The sequence below is a fragment of the Polaromonas sp. P2_G11 genome (assembly GCF_056403595.1).
The window spans coordinates 200398-221306 of sequence record NZ_JBFUFE010000001.1 but is presented as its reverse complement, the minus strand read 5'-3'; the positions used below and the strand labels follow the sequence as shown (position 1 = coordinate 221306).

Here is a 20909-nt window from a genome sequence, read left to right as displayed (position 1 = left end):
GAAAACTCCTTAATGCTCTTCAGCCGGGGCATTCGGCGCAGCGCGGGCGCGCAAAACAGTTGCGGCAATCGCGCTGACGATGATGAGGCCCATGCCGGCCCAGCCGATCAGGGGGATATTGTCGCCAAACAGGATCAGGCTGTAGATAGCCGCGAACACAATGCCCGAGTACTGCAGGTTGGCCACCATCAGCGTGCCGCCATGGTTTTCAGACATGGAATAAGCCTTGGTCATGGACAGCTGGCCCAGTGAAGCCAGGATGCCGATAGGCGGCAGCCACAGCGCGTGTTCCCAGTTCCAGGGTGTGATGCCCATGACGCACATGCCGAGCGCGCCGGCAACCGCCGTGCCCACGGCAAAATAAAACACGGTGCGCGTTTCGGGCTCGCCCATGCGCGAAATCGCCATCACCTGCATGTAGGCAAAGGCAGCACCCAGGCCGGACATCAGGCCCACCAGCCCGGCAAAGGTCTGGTTCTGGTCGATGGCGGGGCGCAGCAGCATGACGACGCCGGCAAAGCTTGCCAGGATGGCCATGACCAGAGGCCCCTGGCTGGGCCCTTTCTGGCCGGCCTTGCCCAGCATCAGCGCACCGCCGACCAGGAAGGCCGCAATCCACACGCTGCTCATGTAGTTGAGCGTCATGGCGGTCGCCAGCGGCAGATGGGCAATCGCATAAAACCAGGCTGACAGCGACATCACGCCAATCACGCTGCGCCAGGCATGCATGGACGGGTAGCGGGTGGCCAGGGTGATGCCGCGCGCGCGGGCGTAGGCGGCCATGAAGACGATGCCCAGGGTGCCGCGGTAGAACACCAGTTCGGCGCTGTTGAAGTGTTCTGACGCGTACTTGACGCAGACCCCCATCGTGGCAAACAGGAAGGAGGAAAGAATCATCCAGACGGCTTGCATCGATTTTCAGGGGAAGGAGTTATGAGTGGTAAAAGAGGCTGGGATCCGCAATGGCTGTGCGCAAACAGCTATCAAATAAATAGCAGTTCCGGTGCCGTCAGATCATCTGCGTGGTTTTGCTGGCGCCCATTTCGCGGCGGTACCACTCGTGAAAGTGCTGCATGCCGTCTTCCATGGGGCTTTGGTAAGGCCCGAACTCGTTGTCACCGCGAACCATCAAGGCCTTGCGGCCGGCGTCCATGCGCAGGGCGATCTCATCGTCTTCCACGCAGGTTTCCATGTAGGCGGCTTGCTGAGCTTCGATGAATTCACGCTCGAAGGCGCAGATTTCTTCGGGGTAAAAAAACTCGACCACGTTGAGCGTCTTGTCGGGGCCCTGTGGATGCAGCGTGCTGACCACCAGCACATGCGGGTACCACTCAACCATCACGTGCGGGTAGTAGGTGAGCCAGATGGCGCCGTATTTGGGCGGCACTCCCTTGCGGTACTGCAGCACCACGTCATGCCATTTCTTGTAGGTGTCGGTGCCAGGCTTGCCCAGCTTGTCCGACACGCCCACGGTCTGCACGGAGTAGTCAGGCTCAAGTTGCCAGCGCAGGTCGTCGGTGGTGACGAAGCCGCCCAGGCCGGGGTGGAAGGGGCCGACGTGGTAGTCCTCCAGGTAGACCTCGATGAAGGTCTTCCAGTTGTAGTTGCACTCGTGCAGGTGCACCTTGTCGAGCTGGTAGCCTGAAAAGTCGAGGTCGGCGTAGGTGGCCAGCTGCGACATCTCGGCCGCCACGTCGCGGCCGGTGTCCTCGAACACCAGGCCATTCCAGGTCGTGGTCTTGTAGCGGTTCAGGTTCAGGCAGGGGTCGATCTCGAAGTGCGGCGCGCCTATGAGTTCGCCCGAGGTGTTGTAGGTCCAGCGGTGCAGCGGGCAGACGATGTTGCTGCCGGTATTGCCGCGGCCCTGCAACATGGTGGATTGGCGATGCCGGCAGACGTTGGAGATCAGCTCGATGCCTGAGGCGTTGCGCACCAGCGCCCGCCCTTCGCCCTCATGCGGCAGGGCGTAATAGTCGCCCAGGTGGGGCACGGCCAGTTCATGGCCCAGGTAGCGCGGCCCGCGGGCAAACAGCTTTTGCTGCTCCCGCTGGTACAAGCCCGCATCGAAGTAGCTGGAAATGGGGAGCTGGCTGGTGGCCTGCAGGAGACGGAGGCTGAGATCAGACATGCAAATTTCGGTGAACATGCCTCCGCGCCAAGGCGGTGGAGGCTGTTGACAAGCGGGTAGGCAGGCTGAGCGACAGCCCACGGAGAAAACAAGGCCGGATATCCCGCAGCAGGGGCACTGCTGTTGTCGAGAACTGTTATCAATTGTACCCGCGCAGGCCTTTTTGCGGGTCTTCGCACGCCGCCGCCGGATAATAGAGATGTATGGATTCGTAGTCCCGGGCGCCGGGGCCGCAACCTGCCTGCAACGGCCTAAAATCAGCCTTCATCCAAATGACCATGGCCAAAAGTCCTTCGTCCACCGCTGCTGCCTCCGCTTCCGTTGTTCCGGCATTGCCCGCCAGCTATGAGGCCGCATTGCAGGAACTTGAAGGGCTGGTTGACAGCCTGGAATCCGGGCAGCTGCCGCTGGACCAACTGCTTACCGGCTACCAGCGCGGTGCGCAGCTGCTGAAGTTCTGCAGGGACAAGCTTGAGGCCGTGGAAACCCAGATCAAGGTGCTGGAAGGCACGGAACTCAAGCCGTGGGTGCAGGAATAACCGGCGCATTGCAGGCAGAACATTCCTTCACCCCCTAAAAAAGAGACCCACGATTGAACGCCCCTGAAAAACTGCCTTTGTTTACCTTGAGCGCCTGGAGTGCCGGGCAGCTTGCCAATGTCGAGAGCGCCTTGTCGCGCTGGGTTGCCTGCCCCAGCGACGCGCCTGCGCCTGCGGGCTTGGGCGACGCCATGCGTTATGCCGTGCTCGACGGTGGAAAACGCCTGCGGCCCTTGCTGGTCATGGCGGCCTGTGAGGCCGTGCAGGGCAATGCGCAAGCCGCCCTGCGGGCTGCCTGCGCGGTAGAGCTGATCCACGCCTATTCGCTGGTGCACGACGACATGCCCTGCATGGACAACGATGTGCTGCGCCGCGGCAAGCCCACGGTGCATGTCAAGTTCGGCCAGGCTCAGGCACTGCTTGCCGGCGACGCCCTGCAGGCGCTGGCATTTGAATTCCTCACGCCGCCCGACGATTCAGTTGATGCGGCCACACAGGCGCGCCTGTGCCGCATGCTGGCTCAGGCGGCCGGTTTTCAGGGCATGGCCGGCGGCCAGGCCATTGACCTTGCCAGCGTGGGCATGCCGCTGACGTCCGTCCAGCTGCATGAAATGCACCGGCTCAAAACCGGTGCGCTGCTGCAGGCCAGCGTGATGATGGGCGCGGCCTGTGGTGCTGCGACACCGGCCGCTCAAGACGCCTTGCGCGATTACGGCGCCGCCGTCGGCCTGGCTTTCCAGGTCGTTGACGACATCCTCGACGTCACCGCTGACTCCGCCACACTGGGCAAGACGGCCGGCAAGGACGCCGCCCAGGACAAACCCACCTTTGTATCGCTGATGGGGCTGGAAGACTCCAAAGCCTATGCGCAGCAGCTGCTGGGCAAGGCACTGCGCAGCCTGGATGCCAGCGGGCTGGGCCACACCGATGCCCTGCGCGCACTGGCGGACATGCTTGTGAACCGTCATCATTGAAGCCGTCATCAGGATTGAATACCGCGGACCGGGAAACCGGCCTTGCCATAAACAGCGACACCACGATGTACCCATTGCTTGAAACCATCAACAGCCCCGCCGACCTGCGGAGCCTGCCCCGCGTTGACCTGAAACCCTTGGCCGACGAACTGCGTGCCTACGTGCTTGACAGCGTTTCAAAAACCGGCGGCCACCTGAGCTCGAACCTGGGCACGGTGGAGCTGACGGTGGCCCTGCATTACGTCTTTAACACCCCCGAAGACCGCCTGGTGTGGGACGTGGGCCACCAGACCTATCCGCACAAAATCCTCACGGGCCGGCGCGAGCGCATGGACAGCCTGCGGCAGTTTGGCGGCCTGTCGGGCTTTCCGCGCCGCGACGAAAGCCCCTACGACACCTTCGGCACGGCCCACTCATCGACCTCGATTTCCGCCGCACTGGGCATGGCGCTGGCCGCCCAGCAAAAAGGCGAAGACCGCCATGCGGTGGCCATCATTGGCGACGGTGCCATGAGCGCCGGCATGGCCTTCGAGGCCCTGAACAATGCGGGCGTGCATGACCATTGCAAGCTGCTGGTGGTGCTCAACGACAACGACATGAGCATCAGCCCGCCGGTGGGCGCGCTGAACCGTTACCTGGCCCAGCTGATGAGCGGGCGTTTTTATGCATCCGCCAGGCACATGGGCAAGCAGGTGCTGCGCGTGGCACCGCCGCTGCTGGAACTGGCCAAACGCCTGGAGTCGCACGCCAAGGGCATGGTCGTGCCTGCCACGCTGTTTGAAAACTTCGGCTTCAATTACATCGGCCCCATCGACGGCCACGATCTCGAGTCGCTGGTCCCCACGCTGGAGAACATCAAACACCTCATGGACACCAAGGGCGGCCCGCAGTTCCTGCATGTGGTCACCAAAAAAGGCCAAGGCTACAAGCTCGCCGAAGCCGACCCCATCGCCTACCACGGCCCCGGCAAGTTCGATCCGGCCATGGGGCTGCAAAAGTCCACCGCACCGGCCAAGCAGACCTTCACCCAGGTGTTCGGCCAGTGGCTGTGCGACATGGCCGAGCACGACAGCCGGCTCGTCGGCATCACGCCGGCCATGCGAGAGGGCTCGGGCATGGTTGAGTTCCACAGGCGCTTTCCTGAACGCTACCATGACGTCGGTATCGCCGAGCAGCATGCGGTGACGTTTGCCGCGGGCATGGCCTGCGAAGGGCTCAAGCCCGTGGTCGCGATTTACTCCACCTTTCTACAGCGCGGCTACGACCAGCTGATCCACGATGTGGCCCTGCAAAACCTGCCTGTCGTGTTCGCGCTGGACCGCGCCGGCCTGGTCGGCGCCGACGGCGCCACGCATGCGGGCGCCTATGACATTCCTTACCTGCGCTGCATTCCCAACATGAGTGTGGCATGCCCCGCCGATGAAAATGAATGCCGCATGCTGCTGAGCTCGGCTTTCGAGCAAAACCATCCGGTGGCTGTACGCTACCCGCGCGGCGCCGGCGCCGGCATCAAGCCGGGAACCGGACTGGAAGCGCTGCCCTTTGGCAAGGGCGAAGTCCGCCGCGAAGGCGCAGGTGTTGCCATCCTGGCTTTCGGCACCTTGCTATACCCGGCCCTGCAAGCCGCAGAAAAACTAGGCGCCACAGTGGTCAACATGCGCTGGGCAAAACCGCTGGACACCGAGCTGCTGCTCAAGGTGGCAGCCAACCACCAAGCCCTGGTGACGGTGGAAGAGGGAGCCATCATGGGCGGTGCCGGCAGCGCAGTCAGTGAAGCCCTGCAGGCCGCAGGCATCGCGAAACAGGTGCTGCATTTGGGCCTGAAAGACGAGTTCATCGAACACGGCGATCCCGCAAAACTGCTCGCCCTCCAAGGCCTGGACGCCACCGGCATCGAAGCGTCCATCACGGCACGTTTTGCCGCATTGCTCGGATCCGGCAAGCCCGGCAAACCGGCACTCAAGTCCGTCGCCTGACCACTGATTCTGCTAAGCCCTGAAGGCTCTTCATTCAAGCAGGGGCCGCAGGCGCAGCGGCCCCCTCGGGGGGCAGGGAGCGACACGAAGTGCGCGACCGTGGGGGCCACGTCGACAGCTTCCCGTCAGCTCTTCAAGGGTAAACCCGGCCGGGTCGAGACCCCCTCATTTTTAGAATTCCCAAAGACCTGCAAAACGGTCTGACTGGTGCCTGAGCCCAGTGGAATTTTCATTTTTACCTTTCGGAGTCAACCTGATGGATCGTCGTTCACTCATCAAACACGCCGGCGTTGCCGGTGTTTTGGCAGCAGGCGTTGCGCCGGCTGTTCACGCACAGGCCGCTGTTCGCTGGCGCCTGGCATCCAGCTTCCCCAAATCGCTGGACACGATCTATGGAGGTGCTGAAACGTTTGCCAAGCATGTCAAGGCGATTTCAGGCGGCAAGTTTGAAATCTCCGTCCATGCTGCGGGCGAACTGATGCCTGCGTTTGGTGTGGTCGACGGCGTGCAGCAAGGCTCCATCGAGGCAGCCCATACGGCGCCTTACTATTTCTTCGGCAAGGACGAAACCTTTGCCATCGGCGGCGCCATTCCTTTTGGCCTGAACAGCCGCCAGATGAGCGCCTGGACCTTTGAGGGCAACGGCTTGAAACTGATGCGCGAGTTCTACGCCAAATACAACATGATCAGCTTTCCGTGCGGCAATACCGGCGCGCAAATGGGTGGCTGGTTCCGCAAGGAAATCAAGTCCATTGCCGACATGAAGGGCCTCAAATTCCGCGTCGGCGGTTTTGCCGGCAAGGTCATCGAGCGCCTGGGCGGCGTGCCGCAGAACATTCCCGGCGGCGAGATTTACCAGGCGCTGGAAAAAGGCACCATCGATGCCGCCGAATGGATCGGTCCCTACGATGACCAGAAGCTGGGCTTCAACAAGGTGGCACCCAACTACTACTACCCCGGCTGGTGGGAAGGCGGCCTGCAGCTGGACCTGTACATCAACCAGAAAGCCTACGATGCTTTGTCGCCCGAATACAAGGCGATTGTGGAAGCGGCCAGCGCCGCCGCACACGTCGACATGCAGGCCAAATACGACACCAAGAATCCGACGGCCCTGAAGCAGCTGGTGGGTGCTGGCGCCAAGCTCCGGCCTTTCCCTGCCGATGTCATGAACGCCGCTTTCAAGGAGTCGATGAAGCTGTATGAAGAGCTGTCGGCCAAAAATGAAAACTGGCGCAAGGTCTATGCGGACTATTCGAAATTCCGCGGTGACCAGAACTTGTGGTTCCGTTTTACTGAGGCGACCTTCGACCGCTTCATGCAGAGCCAGAAGCTGTAAAGCCATCATCTTGATCAGATAGGGGCGAGCGGCTTGCAACTGGCAAGCCGCTCGCTGAAACGTTTTCGTCAAAAAGCCGCCTGCCCAGGCGGCTTTTTTGTGCGCGATCTACGGGTAAAAACGGGGTGTTTTTATGCAAAAGAGTGACAAAGTATCCATGCTCCGCCGATTCAATCAAGGCAATGCAATTCAACTGTTATAGCAGGCCGAACCGATCTGGCAGATCAACGCAAAATTCGATAACTTCAGGAGAGAGTTTTATGGATCGTCGCTCACTTATCAAAAATGCCGGTATTGCCGGTGTGCTGGCCGCAGGTGTCGCACCTGCTGTTCATGCGCAGGCTGCCGTTCGTTGGCGCCTGGCCTCCAGCTTCCCCAAATCCCTTGACACGATTTTTGGTGCCGCCGAAGTATTTGCCAAGGCCGTCAAGGCCATGTCCGGCGGCAAGTTCGAAATCTCGGTGCATGCGGCCGGTGAGTTGATGCCGGCCTTCGGTGTGGTCGACGGTGTGCAACAAGGCTCCATCGAGGCCTGCCACACGGCGCCCTACTATTTCTTCGGCAAGGACGAATGCTTTGCGCTGGGTTGCGCCATTCCCTTCGGCCTGAACAGCCGGCAGATGAGTGCCTGGATGTACGAAGGCAACGGCATGAAGCTGATGCGCGAGTTCTATTCCAAGTTCAACATCGTGAACTTCCCGGGCGGCAATACCGGCGCCCAGATGGGTGGCTGGTACCGCAAGGAAATCAAGTCCGTCAAGGACATCAAGGGCCTGAAGATGCGCATAGGCGGCTTCGCCGGCAAGGTGCTTGAGCGCATAGGTGGCGTGCCGCAGAACATTCCCGGCGGCGAGATTTACCAGGCCCTCGAAAAAGGCACGATTGATGCCGCCGAATGGGTGGGACCTTACGACGACCTGAAGCTGGGCTTTAACAAAGTTGCCCCCTTTTACTACTACCCCGGCTGGTGGGAAGGTGGTCCCGAGCTGGACTTCTTCATCAACAACAAGGCATTCGACGCCCTCACGCCCGAGAACAAGGCGATTGTGGAAGCGGCTGCGGCCCAGGCCCACGGCGACATGCAGGCCAAATACGACGCGAAGAACCCAGGTGCGCTCAAGCAGCTCGTGGGTGCGGGTACCAAGCTCCGGCCTTTCCCGGCGGACGTGATGAACGCGGCTTTCAAGGAGTCGATGGCGCTCTACGAAGAGATCGGCACAAGGAACGAAAACTGGAAGAAGATCTACGCCGACTACTCCAAGTTCCGTGCCGAACAGAACCTGTGGTTCCGTTTCACGGAAGCCACGTTTGACCGCTTCATGCAAGCCCAGAAACTCTGAACCCGGCCCATCCGTCATCCCGAAAGCCGCCTTTTGCAGGCGGCTTTTTTACGTCTGTCCCGATCTGTAAAAACGGGTTGGGCAGGCGGTGTGAAATGCTGACAAAATAGATCTCTGCCCTCTTGCTCAAAAGCGCGGCTTGCATGGCCGTCGATTGCCAGCTGGGCGCCCGCAGGTCCATTCGGACCGCAAACCCGACCACCCTTCAGGAGATAGCATTTAATGGATCGTCGTTCACTTATCAAAAACGCCGGTATTGCCGGTGTACTGGCCGCCGGTGTGGCACCCGCTGTTCACGCCCAGGCCGCCATCCGCTGGCGCCTGGCTTCCAGTTTCCCCAAGCCGCTTGACACCATTTACGGCGGTGCCGAAGTTTTCGCCAAGAAGGTCAGCGAAATGACTGGCGGCAAATTCCAGATCAGCGTCCATGCCGCCGGCGAACTGATGCCTGCTTTTGGTGTGGTCGACGGCGTTGGCCAAGGCTCCGTGGAAATGTGCCACACCGTCCCGTATTACTACTTCGGCAAGAACGAAGCCTTTGCGATCGGTGCAGCAATTCCATTCGGCATGAACTCACGCCAGATGTCGGCCTGGATGTACGAAGGCAACGGCCGCAAGCTCATGAATGAGTTCTATGCCAAATACAACCTGGTGAGCTTTCCTGGCGGCAACACCGGCACCCAGATGGGCGGCTGGTTCCGCAAGGAAATCAAGACCGTGGCCGACCTGAAAGGCCTGAAGTTCCGTATCGGCGGCTTTGCAGGCAAGGTGGTGGAGCGTCTCGGCGTGGTGCCGCAAAACCTTCCCGGCGGCGAAATCTACCAGGCCCTCGAAAAGGGCACGCTGGATGCTGCCGAGTGGGTCGGTCCTTACGACGACCAGAAACTGGGCTTCAACAAGGTGGCACCGTTTTACTACTACCCCGGCTGGTGGGAAGGCGGCCCTGAGGTTGATTTCTTCATCAACAACAAGGCGCTGGAAGCCCTGCCCGCGGAATACCGCGCCATCATTGAAGCCGCGGCTTCGCACGCCCATATCGACATGCAGGCCAAGTACGATGCGCGCAACCCGACCGCGCTGAAACAGCTGGTGGGCGCCAAGACCAAGGTCTTGCCCTTTCCCAAGCCCGTGCTTGATGCCTCGTTCAAGGCTTCAATGGATCTGTATGCCGAGCTGGCCGAGAAGAACCCTGACTGGAAGAAGATCTACAGCGATTACCGTGCTTTCCAGAAGGACCAGATCCTCTGGTTCCGTTTCGCCGAGTCGCGCTTCGACACTTACATGCAGGGTGTCACCTTATGAGCCCCCACGCTTTTCACTGCGTCTTCGACTTCGTGTAATGCGCTGCCCCCCGAGGGGGCCGCTGCGCCTGCGGCCCGGCGAAGCCGGTTCCGCGGCCCCTGCTTGAAAGGGAAATCAGTGGTTCCCCGTTTTCCCGGGAAAAAAAACCGCGACATGTCGCTTTTTTTTTTTGCCTGCCTTTCCGGCGGCAGTGAGCCGTGCCCTCAGCGTTGGCTGCGAAAGGTCTTCAACTCGCTTACCAGCCGTTCGAATTCTGCGACCATTTCGGGCGAGGCGGCGTAGAACACCGCGAACTTCCCCATCAAGGTACGCACATACAGACGCGGCGCGATCAGCCATTCGAGTCCGCGCACGCGGATCAGCTTGCCGTAGGCGAGTTCGCGCAGCTCCATGTGCTTGTCCCAGACCCAGCTCTGGTAGAGTCCTTGCTCGTCGAGGCGCGTGACGCTGCGCAGGATGTGCCACCAGGTGTAGCCCACCATCAGCAGCCCGGCGATAAACCACCCCCCGCCTGCAGCCGCGCCTGAGGCCCTCCCAGCCAGCCAGGCCTGGGCAAAAGCCGCGGCCAGCGCCAGCACGATGGCGGTCGCCAACACCTTGAAGGGCACGGAAAACGCCTGCCCCGAGATGCTCCCACCTGTTGGGGTGAACTTGAAGGGTGGCGGGCCAAAATAGGTGCTGGGGGCGGGTACGGGGTCCATGGAGTGCTCGCGGTCTGGAAAGGAAAAACTGACAGTATGGGCTGCCAATAAAAACGCCCCTCGCGAAAGGGGCGTTGGACGCTGGCCTGGAAGGCTGCGATCGGTTATTTGGTCTTGAACAGTTCGTCGACCTTTTTCTGTTCGTCGTCGGAATTCGGTTCTGCCGGCGGTGCCAGTGGATCGCTGCCTGTCGCACCGCTGGCCGCGCCCGCGGGTGGGGTCGCGCTTTCGTCGGCCGGGATTTCGATCTTGACTTTGTCCAGGTCGATCACCGCGGGTTTGTCGAGGAAGATCGTTACCGTCTGCGGCACGAAGATCACGATCGCCACAAGGATCAGCTGCATCGCCACCCAGGGAATCGCGCCCAGGTAGATGTCATTGGACTTGATCGGCTTGGGGATGCGCCCTTCCTTGAACAGCGTGTCGGCGATGCCGCGCAAATAGAACAGTGCGAAGCCGAAGGGCGGGTGCATGAAGCTGGTCTGCATGTTCACGCACAGCAGCACGCCGAACCAGATCAGGTCGATGCCCAGCTTGTCGGCGACGGGGCCCAGCATCGGCAGGATGATGAAAGCGATCTCGAAGAAGTCGAGGAAGAAGGCCAGGAAGAAGATGAACAGGTTGACGGCGATCAGGAAGCCGGTCTGGCCACCCGGCAGGCCGCTGAGCATGTGCTCGACCCACTTGGCACCGTCCACGCCCTGGAACACCATCGAGAAGACGCGCGCGCCGATCAGGATGAAGACGACCATGGCCGTCAGTCGCATCGTGCCGCTCATGGCCTCCCAGATCAGCGCGGGGGTCAGTCGCTTGTGCATGGCGGCCAGCACCAGTGCGCCCACCACACCCATGGCGCCGGCTTCCGTCGGCGTGGCGATGGCGGTGTCGATACCGGGCAGGCCGCCCATGGAGCCGAGCACCGCGAAGATCAGGATGGCCGAGGGAATGATGCCGCGCAGGCATTTGGCCCACAACGCCCAGCCGTTGAGCGTGCGTGCGGTTTTGGGCACACCGGGAACATGGTGCGGCTTGAACACGCCGAGCATGAAGGTGTAGCCCGCGAAGATCAGCACCTGCAGGATGGAGGGGCCCCAGGCGCCCTTGTACATGTCACCGACGGAGCGGCCCAGCTGGTCGGCCATCACGATCAGTACGAGTGACGGCGGCACCAGCTGCGTAATGGTGCCCGAGGCCGCCAGCACACCCGTGGCGTAGCGCATGTTGTAGCCGTAGCGGATCATCACGGGCAGCGAGATCAGCGCCATGGCGATCACCTGGCCGGCTACGGTGCCGGTAATGGCACCCAGGATGAAGCCGACGATGATGACCGAGTAGCCCAGGCCGCCCTTGGCCGGGCCGAACAGCTGGCCCATGGAGTCGAGCATGTCTTCGGCCAGGCCGCACTTTTCAAGGATGGCGCCCATGAAAGTGAAGAAGGGAATCGCCAGCAGCAACTCGTTCGACAAAATGCCGAACATGTTGAGCGGCAGGTTGGACATGAAGCTGGCGGGAAACCAGCCCATCTCGATGGCAAGGAAGCCCGAGGCCAGCCCGAGGGCGGCCAGCGAGAAGGCGACGGGAAAGCCGATCAGCATGATCAGCACGAGGCCCGCGAACATGATCGGGGCGAAATTTTCCATCTGCATGGGGTAGTCCTGAAAGTATTTTTATGGGAACGAGCGATGCAAACGGATCACTGAACCGGTTTTTCGTAGTGCGTATCCATCTCGAATTTGCCCTGGAGATAGCAGATGCGCTTGATGATTTCCGAGAGGCCCTGTACGAACATCAGACCGAAGCCCAGCGGCAGCAGCAGCATCGCCGGCCAGCGGATCAGTCCACCGGCATTGCCTGAGACTTCACCTGAGCGCAGCATGCTCATGAACAGCGGCCAGCTCAGGTAGGCCATCAGCCCCATCACCGGCAGCAGAAAGATGGCCAGACCGAAGATGTCTACATACACCGGCCCGTTGCCCTTGAGCTTGCCGTAAATGATGTCGACCCGCACGTGCTCGTTGAGCTTGAGGACCACAGGTGCGCCCAGCATCACGGTGGCGGCGAACAGGTACCACTGGATTTCAAGCCAGCCGTTGGAACTGATGTCCAGGCCGTAGCGCACAAAGGCGTTGCCGGCGGAAATCATCGCGGCGAGCAACACCGTCCAGGCGGCGATCTTGCCAAGTCGCGTGGTCAGCCAGTCGTAGGCCAGTGCGAGTTTGAGGAGTGCGGACACGGGATGTCTCCGATAAGTTCTTTTGAATGAGAAAGTACCCACCCGGGTACGTCGAGGCATGAATGGTACGACGGATGCCCGCTCCCGCACTGAATAAAGACTGACAAAAAATTTCCGGGTTTACCCTAGGGTTTTACGGCTTGTGCCAGACTCTCGCGCATTTTTTCAGCGTACGGCCAGCCCGTGGCCGGCGGTGACGTCCCCGATGACCGCTGCCTCGGCAAAGCCCTGGGCACGGAAAACTTCCAGAACCTCAGCAGCGCTGCCGGCGCTGCAGGACACCAGCAGGCCTCCCGAGGTTTGCGGGTCGCTGAGCAGGGCTTTGTCTACGTCGGCAAAGGCGGCGGGCAAACTCACTTCATTTCCATAGCTGGCCCAGTTGCGCCCCGAGGCGCCCGTCACACAGCCTTGTGCCGCGAGTTCGCGCGCGCCACTGACCAGCGGCACGCGATGCCAGTCGATACGCAGCTGGACGTCGGCCCCGCGGGCCAGTTCCAGGCCGTGGCCTGCCAGGCCAAAGCCGGTGATGTCGGTGAGTGCATGCACGCCTTCCATACGTGCCAGCTCGATACCCGGCTTGTTGAGCTGTGTGGTGAGCGCGATCATGCGGGCATAGCCTGCGGCATCCAGCTGTTCTTTTTTCAGCGCCGCTGACAGGATGCCGATGCCCAGCGGCTTGCCCAGCACCAGCACATCGCCAGTCCGGGCTCCGGAATTTTTCTTGACCCGCGATGGATGCACCAGGCCCAGCACCACCAGGCCATAAATCGGCTCGACCGAGTCGATGGTGTGGCCTCCCGCAATCGGAATGCCCGCATCGCGGCAAACGTCCTGCCCGCCGCGCAAGATGGCGCCTATGGTCTCCAGCGGCAGCACATTGATGGGCATGCCCACCAGCCCCAGCGCCATGATGGGCGTGCCGCCCATGGCATAGACGTCACTGATTGCATTGGTGGCGGCGATGCGGCCGAAGTCGTAGGGATCATCGACGATGGGCATGAAGAAATCGGTCGTCGCGATCAGCGCCTGCTCGTCATTGAGCAGGTAAACAGCCGCGTCGTCGGCAGTTTCAATGCCCACCAGCAGCTGCGGCGGAATCGGGAGGTTGCTGGAGTTTTTGAGAATTTCACTCAGCACGCCAGGCGCAATCTTGCAGCCGCAACCGCCGCCATGCGACAGGCTGGTGAGCCGGGGTGGGGTGCCCGGAAGTGTTTCAGGGGCGTTCATGGCGTGCTTTCAATGGCGTTCCCGCAGTACCGGCGGTGCGCGGGGGCGGCCAGTTTAAAACAAGGGTGTTTTCTCGGGCATTTCACCAGCTGCCTTCAGGCGCAACCCCGGCCGCGCTCCTGGCGGTTCAGTTGTCCTTGTCGGCCTTCAGTTCGCCTTTCACCGCGTCATACACAAACAGCTTTTTGGCCAGGCCGGGCTGGTAGTTGAGCATGTCAATCAGGAAACTCAAGGCTCCGAGATTGTTGCCGAGGCGATCGACCGATCCTGCCATGTGGGCCTGCTGCTCATTGGCACCAGGTTTGAGCATCTGTTCCACGAGTTCACGCATGTGCATTACCGCCAGGGCTGCCTGGTCTACCCCCAGCATGGACAGCACGCCCTGCATCTGCGCGAGTTGCCCTGGTACCACGGCCAGGGGTTTTTTGTCCTCCGGCGTGCGGAAAAAGCTGTCGAGGGATTTTTCCAGCACACCCAGGGCCACGCGCAGTTCACCCACCACGCTTCCCATGGTCTGTTTGTCGTTGACGCGCTGGTACAGCTCCTCCATCCACGACTCCAGGGGTTGTGGCTGTCCGCCCGTCCTGGCGCTTTCAAGCCGCTCCGCCAGCCGGGCTGTCCGGGCCCACAGGCGCGGGTCGTTGGGGTCGAAATCGTCAAACACGGCTTCCAGGTACAGCACGGCGGTTGCCACCTCCAGCGCCAGTTCGGGGCTGGGGGCCTGACCCGAGCTGACCGTCGAGGCGATCACGCGCGTCAGCGACCGCGCCATCGGCTCGCTCGGCGGATGCAGTTTGACCAGTGAATCCGTCACCAGGCTGAACTGGTCGTTCAGGGATTTGAACTTGCTCAGGTCTCCAGCGGTGGCTGCAGACCATGTTTCCTTTGCCGAGCTGATGCGCTTGCGGGCCTGTGCGATCAGGGCCGGGGCGAAGCGGCCGAACTGGACCGACTCATAGTCCACCGGCTTGAACCGCGTCAAGCCATAACTTGAACGAACCGCCGACAGCACCGGTGCGTCGCTGGAGCGCGGGACTTTCGCCTGGGAACACAGGAAAAGCAGATCTTCCGCAAGCCGGGCCGACGCCTCCGTACCCTTGGCCAGCCAGACATACTGCAGCAGGATGCGCAGGGTTGCACGCTTTACATAGAGATCGATTTTCAGCAGCCCTTTTGCCAGTGCTTCGAAATACGCCGCTGCTATTTTCCAGAAGGTCCTGGGTTCGATGCCGGTTTGAGCCTGGGCGAAGCCCAGGCACACATCGCTGAGGCTCTGTGCGGCTTCTGCATCGCCTGTACGGATGAGGGTCAGCATCAGCCGGTCCAGCAGCTGCCTGGATTCCCCGCCGTACGCCCTGGCATCGACGGTGATATTAAGGACCGGCTCTATCCAGCGCCATTGGAACACCCAGAGATCCGCCGGATGGACGCGGTCGGCGCCAACCAGGCCCTGGATGTCGCGGTACTGGGGAAAAAGCGACACCGCAGACACCGGTTTGCCGGCCAGCACGTCTTCGAGGTAATGCGCCAGGGAAAAACCGGCCAGCTCGATTTTGGTCGCAGCGTCCTGCGTGCATTGCCCCGGTGTCTGGATGAACTTTTGCACCGCCGTTTCCATGGCCCGCAGGACCAGCGCAGGCGCGCTCATGCCGACCATCTCGAGCGCGCCGACCGCCTGGTGCAACTGCTGGCGGGCAGTGCGTAACTGGCCGGCATCGAGTGCTGCAAGATCGGAGTTGCTGACGCCTTCAGCCTCCCGCAAAAAGCGTTTCAGGGCTTTGTTGGAGCCTTCCAGCGACTTGCGCAGTTCTTCCAGCACCCACGCCAGGGGCCCGAGGTCCAGGAGCGTCATGTCGAGCTCGGCGGGCGATGAGTTCAGATCGTGTGGTTGCATAAGTGGCGTGCTGGTGAGTGAGTCAAGGGGCGGGGTCAAGGGGCAGTCGATGCGTCCTCCAGACACCTGCAGGCATTCTCAAGATACGGGGCGACTGGCGGGAGTCTATCCGTGTACTTGTTGTTACAAAAGGGGGTAAGTCGCCGTGGCGCGACACCTTGCCATCAATATTTCGTCGGGTTGGCAGGCCCCCTTGTTTGTCCTCGAGCCCAGTATGCAACCTAAACACTTATGCGCGCCAGCCGGTCGTCCGTCTGCTATTCTGGCCTCAATCGGCGCGCGGCTTTGATGGTGTCTTGTTTGTGTCCATTCGTGTCGGTGCTTGCCAGACTTTGTGCGGGTTCAAGACGCTACACCTTTTCATTACTCCCGCCAGCAATCATTTTTTTCGCGATGGACCGCCAGATCGATTCGCCCCTCATGCGCAGCGCCGGCCGTGACGTCCTGTCGCTGGCGCTGATGGATGCCCGCAATCACACCTTGCGGATTTTTGGCCAGTACCAGCAGGCGCTGGAATCCGTTGGTTTTGCCGTGCCGGCCTCCCCGCCGCTGAGCCCCCCGCTGTGGATGCTCGGCCACGTCGGCTGGTTCCAGGAATGGTGGATCGGCCGCAATGTGCAGCGCGCGCAGGGAATACGCTGCGCACCGGGGCACACCCGCCTCGCTTCGATGGAACTCAACGCCGACCGCTGGTGGGACCCTGCGAGTGTTCCGTACAGCCAGCGCTGGGCGATTGACCTGCCCGATGTGGACGTTTGCCGTGCCTATCTGCTCGACACGCTGGAAAGCACACTGGAACTGCTGGGAAAAGCCGGTGAAGACAGCGATGCACTCTACTTCTACCGCCTGTGCCTCTTTTATGAGGACATGCAGGCCGAAGCCTTGACCCACGCAGCGCAAATGCTGGGTGTGCCCATGGAAAAGGATTTATTGCAAGCCTTCACGCCCCCGTCCATGGCACTGAGGGGCGCGCTGCTGGTCCCGGCTACCGTCTGGAAAATGGGCTCTGCCGCACCATCGGACACTGCAGGCTTTGCCTTCGACAACGAACTGGCGCTGCACGACATCAGCGTGCCCGAGTTTGAGATCGACGCGCAGCCGGTGAGCTGGGCGCAGTTCGTGGAGTTTGTCGATGACGGCGGCTATGACCGGCCCGAGTTCTGGCAGCCCGAGGGATGGGCGTGGTTGCAGGCCACCGTCAAAAGCGAGGGCAGGCGCGGTCCGCGTTACGTTGAACAGATCGGTGTGGCCAGCGGCGCCGTGATGCTGACGCGCTTTGGCAAGGCCATGCGTATGCTCGGCAACCAGCCGGCCATGCATATGAGCTGGTGGGAAGCTGACGCCTGGTGCCGCTGGGCTGGCCGCCGCCTGCCCGCAGAAGTGGAATGGGAAACCGCTGCGTGCACGGCCGCCCGCAGGGGCTTTCGCTGGGGTGACGTGTGGGAGTGGACGGGCACCACCTTTCGCGCTTACCCGGGTTTTGTGCCCGGTCCTTTCGCCGCCTATTCCGAACCCTGGTTCGGCAGCCACAAGGTGCTGCGTGGCGGCTCGTTCGCCACACGTGCGCGCCTGAAGCATCCCCGTTTCCGCAACTTCTGCCTGCCCGGACGGGATGATATTTTCTGTGGCTTCAGGTCTTGCGCGCTATAAAAAGAATAGCTGCCTGCGCTCTTCTATAAAGGATTTCAGGCACTTTTCGCCAATTTTTCCTTGCGGTATGTCCACCAGGGCAAAGTGGCGCGCAGGGACAGCACCTTGCCGCTCTGGGCCGTTTCGCCGCTGTAGCCGGGCAACTCTTCCAGCGTGGCCTGCCAGTCGCGGCTCTGGAGCTCCTTGAGCAGTGCCTGCACCTGCGGCGTGGGCAGTTCGGACTTCAGGCACACCAGGTGGTAGCGCTCTTGCGCCAGCGGGATGAAGCCCAGGCCTTTCTCGCGCGCTGCCGTTTCAATGCCAAGGCCGGCATCGGCGACATTGCTGGCAATCGCCTGGGCTACGGCCGTATGGGATGGCTCCTGGCTCTGGTAGCCCTCGATATCTGAAGTCGCCACACCGGCTTTGCCCAGCAGTTCGTCCAGCAACACGCGCGTGCCGGTGCCTTCCGCCCGGTTCACGTAACGCACGCCCGGCCTTGCAAGGTCGGTGATGCCGGCGATCTGCAGCGGGTTGTTTTTGGCCACGATCAGGCCCTGCATGCGATGGGCGAAGCCGATCAGCTTGTGCAGTCCGGGTTTGAGCAGGTTGCGGTAGGTTTGTGCGGTCACGGACTGACTGCCAGGCTGGTCCAGCGTGTGAAATCCGGCCATCATGCAGCGTCCCGCGTTCAGGGCGGCAATGGCGTCCACGCTGCCCATGAACCGGATGTCCAGGTGCAGCCCGCGCGGGCTCGCCTGCTCGCGCAACGCAGAAAGCGCTGCGTCGTGGCTTGCATACAGCGTGAGCACATGGGCGTTGTCGTCAAAGGCGGTGGAAAAGGCCCGTTCGATGTCGCCTCGCAACGCTTCGATCTGTGGCGCCAGCCGAGCCTGTGCCTGCCGCTCGGCCCAAAGCAGTTTCTCGCCGAATTCCGTGAGCCGTGCCCGCTGGCCTTTGTCCCAGACGATCAGCGTTCGGCCCAGGGTCTGCTCCCGGTCTTTGAGTGCACCCCACACGTGGCGGTACGACAGGTCGAGCGCCTTGGCGGCTTTGGAGATGGAGCCCTGCTCACGCACCGCATGGAGCATGTCCATCAGCGGATTGCGTATCAGGGCGTTTTTGCCGCGCTGGGGTGTGAGCAGGTAAGAGAGTTCGACTTTATGCATGGCAAACGGTAAGTGCACAGATTATGAGTGCATCGGTCGGCGGGAACGGGTCGGGGACGCGGTGGACAGCTTGGGTTTGCCGACCTATGCAAATGAATTCATAGCGATGATTCCCGATGCAAATCAAGGACTTAGGCCCTAGGCTAGAGTGCCGCACAGCTTTGACATGAACACCTTCTCAGACAGCGCCGCCACGGCATTCACGCTCATCACCTCGCTCGATCCCATGCTGGCCAGCATCGTGGCCCGTTCATTGGCCGTGAGTGCTTGTGCCTGCCTCATTGCCTGCAGCGGCGGCTTGCTGCTCGGTGCGTGGCTGGGCGTGTCGCGCTTTCGCGGCCGCGGTGCGGTTCTGGCCCTGCTCAACACGGCACTGGCCCTTCCGTCGGTGGTGGTCGGGCTGGTGGTGTACCTGTTGCTCTCGCGAACCGGCCCCCTCGGTTTTCTGGGCTGGCTGTTTTCCTTCAAGGCCATGGTGCTGGCGCAGGCCGTGCTGGTGCTGCCGGTCGTCACCGCGCTGGTCCGCCAGGCGATTGAAGATGCCGACCGTTCTCATGGCGAGCAATTCCGGTCGCTGGGTGCGGGCCGCTTTGTGCGCGGCCTCATTCTTTTGTGGGACGAGCGTTATGCGTTGCTGACGGTGCTGATCGCCGCGTTCGGCCGGGCGATCTCGGAGGTCGGCGCGGTGATGGTGGTGGGCGGCAATATCGACGGCTTCACGCGCGTGATGACGACTTCGATTGCGCTGGAGACCAGCAAGGGCGATTTGCCGCTGGCGCTGGCGCTGGGCATCGTATTGCTCGGGGTGGTGCTGCTGCTGAACATCCTGATCGCCCTGGTGCGGCGCTGGCGTGAGCAGTTCGACGACCGCCTGCCGGATGTGGCCCTGGCCACCGGGGGTGCGCAGCCATGACGCAGGTTTTCAACCTGCATGCCATCGGTGTGCAGTTCGGCCAGGTGCAGGCGCTCAGCGGCTGCAGCCTGCGTATCAAGGCCGGCGAAAGACTGGCGCTGGTGGGCGCCAACGGCAGCGGAAAGAGCACGCTGCTGCGAACCCTCAACGGCCTGGTCCGGCCTTCCAGCGGCAGCTTTCAGCACGACGTGCAATTGCGGCAGGCCATGCTGTTCCAGCGGCCCTACATGCTGCGCGCCAGCGTGCTGAACAACGTAGCGCTCGGACTGTGGCTGGGTGGTGTGCGCTGGAAAGAGGCCAAAGTCCAGGCACTGGCCGCGCTGGAGCGCGTGGGGCTGGAAGACCTGGCCACACGCAATGCCAAGGCTTTGTCCGGAGGGCAGCAGCAGCGCGTGGCGCTGGCGCGCGCCTGGGCGCTCAAGCCGCAGGTTCTGCTGCTCGACGAGCCCACGGCCAGCCTGGACCCCACGGCCAAGCGCGAGGTCGAGCGCCTGATGGCGGAGTTTGCCGATGCCGGCATGACGCTTATTTTCAGCAGCCACAACCTGGGGCAGGTCAAGCGGCTGGCCACCCGGGTGATTTACCTTGAGCATGGCCGGCTGGTAGCCGACTTGCCGACTGCGGCCTTTTTCACCGGTCCTGTCCCCGCAGCGGCAGAAGCATTTTTAAAAGGAGAACTTGCATGAACAGCTTGAGCATGGTATCGGGAATTTTCGGGTCGATCAGGGCCTTGGTGCTTGTCCCGCTTGCGCTGGCAGCTACTGTTTCGATAGCACAAACCAACACTATCGTGATGGCGTCAACCACCTCGACCGAGCAGTCGGGCCTCTTTCCCTACCTGCTGCCCGAGTTCAAAAAAGCCACGGGCATTGACGTGAAAGTAGTCGCTGTCGGCACCGGCCAGGCTATCGACATGGGCCGCCGGGGGGACGCCGACGTGCTGTTTGTGCACGACCAGGTGGCGGAAGAAAAAGTCGTAGCCGAAGGTTTTGCCATCAAGCGCTTTCCTGTCATGTACAACGATTTCGTGCTGATCGGCCCCGCAGCTGATCCGGCCAAAACCAGGGGCAGGGACATTGTCGAAGCGCTGAAAAAACTCAGCGCCGCCAATGCCGGTTTTATCTCTCGCGGTGACAAGAGCGGCACGCATGCCGCCGAGCTTCGCTACTGGAAAGCCGCGGGCGTTGAGACGCCGGGCGACAAGCCCGCGTTTGCCAACTACAAGGCTTGCGGCTGCGGCATGGGCCCGGCGCTCAACATCGCGGCCAGCAGCGGCGGCTATGTGTTGGCCGACCGCGGCACCTGGCTGTCCTTCAAAAACCGCGGCGACCTGGCCGTGCTGGTCGAAGGCGATACCAAGCTGTTTAACCAGTACGGCGTGATGGTGGTGAACCCCGCCAAGCATCCGCAGACCAAAGTGGTGGAAGCGCAGAAGTTTGTGGACTGGATCATCTCGCCCATGGGCCAGAACGTGATCGCCGGTTACAAAATTGGTGGTGAGCAATTGTTCTTCCCAAACGCTAAATGAGTTCCCCCCTGCCCAGGCTC

The 20909-nt window shown here is 61.7% G+C and carries 18 protein-coding genes; 10 read left to right on the top strand and 8 right to left on the bottom strand.

The window, feature by feature from the left end:
- Window positions 1–9: 9 nt before the first annotated feature.
- Both AC1DWQ_RS01110 and AC1DWQ_RS01105 read right to left on the bottom strand, forming a co-directional pair.
- Entirely contained in the window at window positions 10–912 is a 903-nt protein-coding gene (locus tag AC1DWQ_RS01110) for a DMT family transporter (protein ID WP_477667993.1), read from the bottom strand.
- A 97-nt stretch (window positions 913–1009) separates the two neighbouring features.
- Window positions 1010–2128 carry an aromatic ring-hydroxylating oxygenase subunit alpha gene (locus tag AC1DWQ_RS01105; RefSeq protein WP_477667992.1) on the bottom strand — a complete coding sequence of 373 codons (1119 nt, stop codon included), beginning with the start codon at window positions 2126–2128 and terminating at the stop codon, window positions 1010–1012.
- A 278-nt stretch (window positions 2129–2406) separates the two neighbouring features.
- Between AC1DWQ_RS01105 and AC1DWQ_RS01100 the strand changes: the two genes are divergently transcribed.
- From AC1DWQ_RS01100 to AC1DWQ_RS01075, 6 genes are all read left to right on the top strand, one after another.
- Window positions 2407–2667, top strand: a complete 261-nt coding sequence (locus AC1DWQ_RS01100; RefSeq protein WP_477667991.1) for an exodeoxyribonuclease VII small subunit — start codon at window positions 2407–2409, stop codon at window positions 2665–2667.
- 53 nt (window positions 2668–2720) lie between these two features.
- Complete coding sequence (locus AC1DWQ_RS01095; protein ID WP_477667990.1) at window positions 2721–3641, top strand: polyprenyl synthetase family protein; 921 nt, start codon at window positions 2721–2723, stop codon at window positions 3639–3641.
- A 65-nt stretch (window positions 3642–3706) separates the two neighbouring features.
- Window positions 3707–5617, top strand: coding sequence for a 1-deoxy-D-xylulose-5-phosphate synthase (dxs, locus tag AC1DWQ_RS01090; protein ID WP_477667989.1), 1911 nt, complete (start codon window positions 3707–3709; stop codon window positions 5615–5617).
- Window positions 5618–5873: 256 nt separating this feature from the next.
- Window positions 5874–6953: a TRAP transporter substrate-binding protein gene (locus tag AC1DWQ_RS01085; RefSeq protein ID WP_457280015.1), complete on the top strand. Its 1080-nt coding sequence runs from the start codon at window positions 5874–5876 to the stop codon at window positions 6951–6953.
- Between the two features lie 260 nt (window positions 6954–7213).
- A complete protein-coding gene (locus AC1DWQ_RS01080; protein WP_477667988.1) occupies window positions 7214–8293 on the top strand; it encodes a TRAP transporter substrate-binding protein in 1080 nt (359 codons plus the stop codon).
- 222 nt (window positions 8294–8515) lie between these two features.
- Window positions 8516–9595, top strand: coding sequence for a TRAP transporter substrate-binding protein (locus tag AC1DWQ_RS01075; RefSeq protein ID WP_477667987.1), 1080 nt, complete (start codon window positions 8516–8518; stop codon window positions 9593–9595).
- Window positions 9596–9798: 203 nt separating this feature from the next.
- Here AC1DWQ_RS01075 and AC1DWQ_RS01070 read toward each other — a convergent pair whose 3' ends face one another.
- From AC1DWQ_RS01070 to AC1DWQ_RS01050, 5 genes are all read right to left on the bottom strand, one after another.
- Window positions 9799–10296 (bottom strand): hypothetical protein, encoded by a 498-nt coding sequence (locus AC1DWQ_RS01070; RefSeq protein ID WP_477667986.1) that lies wholly within the window; start codon window positions 10294–10296, stop codon window positions 9799–9801.
- A gap of 104 nt (window positions 10297–10400) precedes the next feature.
- Complete coding sequence (locus AC1DWQ_RS01065) at window positions 10401–11942, bottom strand: TRAP transporter large permease (protein ID WP_477667985.1); 1542 nt, start codon at window positions 11940–11942, stop codon at window positions 10401–10403.
- A 47-nt stretch (window positions 11943–11989) separates the two neighbouring features.
- Window positions 11990–12529 (bottom strand): TRAP transporter small permease subunit, encoded by a 540-nt coding sequence (locus tag AC1DWQ_RS01060; RefSeq protein ID WP_477667984.1) that lies wholly within the window; start codon window positions 12527–12529, stop codon window positions 11990–11992.
- 165 nt (window positions 12530–12694) lie between these two features.
- Window positions 12695–13756 carry a selenide, water dikinase SelD gene (gene selD / locus AC1DWQ_RS01055; protein WP_477667983.1) on the bottom strand — a complete coding sequence of 354 codons (1062 nt, stop codon included), beginning with the start codon at window positions 13754–13756 and terminating at the stop codon, window positions 12695–12697.
- A gap of 127 nt (window positions 13757–13883) precedes the next feature.
- Window positions 13884–15650: a FimL-related protein gene (locus tag AC1DWQ_RS01050; protein WP_477667982.1), complete on the bottom strand. Its 1767-nt coding sequence runs from the start codon at window positions 15648–15650 to the stop codon at window positions 13884–13886.
- A gap of 393 nt (window positions 15651–16043) precedes the next feature.
- On the opposite strand from AC1DWQ_RS01050, the gene senA reads away from it, so the two are divergent.
- Window positions 16044–17300, top strand: a complete 1257-nt coding sequence (senA, locus tag AC1DWQ_RS01045; RefSeq protein ID WP_477667981.1) for a selenoneine synthase SenA — start codon at window positions 16044–16046, stop codon at window positions 17298–17300.
- Window positions 17301–17335: 35 nt separating this feature from the next.
- On the opposite strand, the gene AC1DWQ_RS01040 is transcribed toward senA, so the two are convergent.
- Window positions 17336–18448, bottom strand: coding sequence for a substrate-binding domain-containing protein (locus tag AC1DWQ_RS01040; protein WP_477667980.1), 1113 nt, complete (start codon window positions 18446–18448; stop codon window positions 17336–17338).
- 166 nt (window positions 18449–18614) lie between these two features.
- Here AC1DWQ_RS01040 and AC1DWQ_RS01035 point away from each other — a divergent pair, with 166 nt between their 5' ends.
- From AC1DWQ_RS01035 to AC1DWQ_RS01025, 3 genes are read left to right on the top strand one after another with little or no spacing between them, the layout of a single operon-like run.
- Entirely contained in the window at window positions 18615–19361 is a 747-nt protein-coding gene (locus tag AC1DWQ_RS01035) for an ABC transporter permease (protein ID WP_477667979.1), read from the top strand.
- On the top strand, window positions 19358–20047 hold the full coding sequence (locus tag AC1DWQ_RS01030) for an ABC transporter ATP-binding protein (protein ID WP_477667978.1): 690 nt from the start codon (window positions 19358–19360) through the stop codon (window positions 20045–20047). The genes AC1DWQ_RS01035 and AC1DWQ_RS01030 overlap by 4 nt, the downstream gene beginning before the upstream one ends.
- The gene (locus tag AC1DWQ_RS01025) at window positions 20044–20889 is read left to right on the top strand and encodes an ABC transporter substrate-binding protein (protein WP_477667977.1); all 846 of its coding nucleotides are present in this window, start codon (window positions 20044–20046) and stop codon (window positions 20887–20889) included. Before AC1DWQ_RS01030 ends, AC1DWQ_RS01025 begins: the two co-directional genes overlap by 4 nt.
- Window positions 20890–20909 lie beyond the last annotated feature (20 nt).

Excerpts from the sequence above, each read along its gene's own strand:
- AC1DWQ_RS01080 (WP_477667988.1), top strand. The coding sequence starts at position 7,214 with ATGGATCGTCGCTCACTTATCAAAAATGCCGGTATTGCCGGTGTGCTG.
- AC1DWQ_RS01110 (WP_477667993.1), bottom strand. The coding sequence starts at position 912 with ATGCAAGCCGTCTGGATGATTCTTTCCTCCTTCCTGTTTGCCACGATG.
- AC1DWQ_RS01025 (WP_477667977.1), top strand. The coding sequence starts at position 20,044 with ATGAACAGCTTGAGCATGGTATCGGGAATTTTCGGGTCGATCAGGGCC.
- AC1DWQ_RS01050 (WP_477667982.1), bottom strand. The coding sequence starts at position 15,650 with ATGCAACCACACGATCTGAACTCATCGCCCGCCGAGCTCGACATGACG.
- AC1DWQ_RS01040 (WP_477667980.1), bottom strand. The coding sequence starts at position 18,448 with ATGCATAAAGTCGAACTCTCTTACCTGCTCACACCCCAGCGCGGCAAA.
- AC1DWQ_RS01070 (WP_477667986.1), bottom strand. The coding sequence starts at position 10,296 with ATGGACCCCGTACCCGCCCCCAGCACCTATTTTGGCCCGCCACCCTTC.
- AC1DWQ_RS01035 (WP_477667979.1), top strand. The coding sequence starts at position 18,615 with ATGAACACCTTCTCAGACAGCGCCGCCACGGCATTCACGCTCATCACC.
- senA (WP_477667981.1), top strand. The coding sequence starts at position 16,044 with ATGGACCGCCAGATCGATTCGCCCCTCATGCGCAGCGCCGGCCGTGAC.
- dxs (WP_477667989.1), top strand. The coding sequence starts at position 3,707 with ATGTACCCATTGCTTGAAACCATCAACAGCCCCGCCGACCTGCGGAGC.
- selD (WP_477667983.1), bottom strand. The coding sequence starts at position 13,756 with ATGAACGCCCCTGAAACACTTCCGGGCACCCCACCCCGGCTCACCAGC.
- AC1DWQ_RS01065 (WP_477667985.1), bottom strand. The coding sequence starts at position 11,942 with ATGCAGATGGAAAATTTCGCCCCGATCATGTTCGCGGGCCTCGTGCTG.
- AC1DWQ_RS01030 (WP_477667978.1), top strand. The coding sequence starts at position 19,358 with ATGACGCAGGTTTTCAACCTGCATGCCATCGGTGTGCAGTTCGGCCAG.
- AC1DWQ_RS01075 (WP_477667987.1), top strand. The coding sequence starts at position 8,516 with ATGGATCGTCGTTCACTTATCAAAAACGCCGGTATTGCCGGTGTACTG.
- AC1DWQ_RS01105 (WP_477667992.1), bottom strand. The coding sequence starts at position 2,128 with ATGTCTGATCTCAGCCTCCGTCTCCTGCAGGCCACCAGCCAGCTCCCC.
- AC1DWQ_RS01100 (WP_477667991.1), top strand. The coding sequence starts at position 2,407 with ATGGCCAAAAGTCCTTCGTCCACCGCTGCTGCCTCCGCTTCCGTTGTT.
- AC1DWQ_RS01085 (WP_457280015.1), top strand. The coding sequence starts at position 5,874 with ATGGATCGTCGTTCACTCATCAAACACGCCGGCGTTGCCGGTGTTTTG.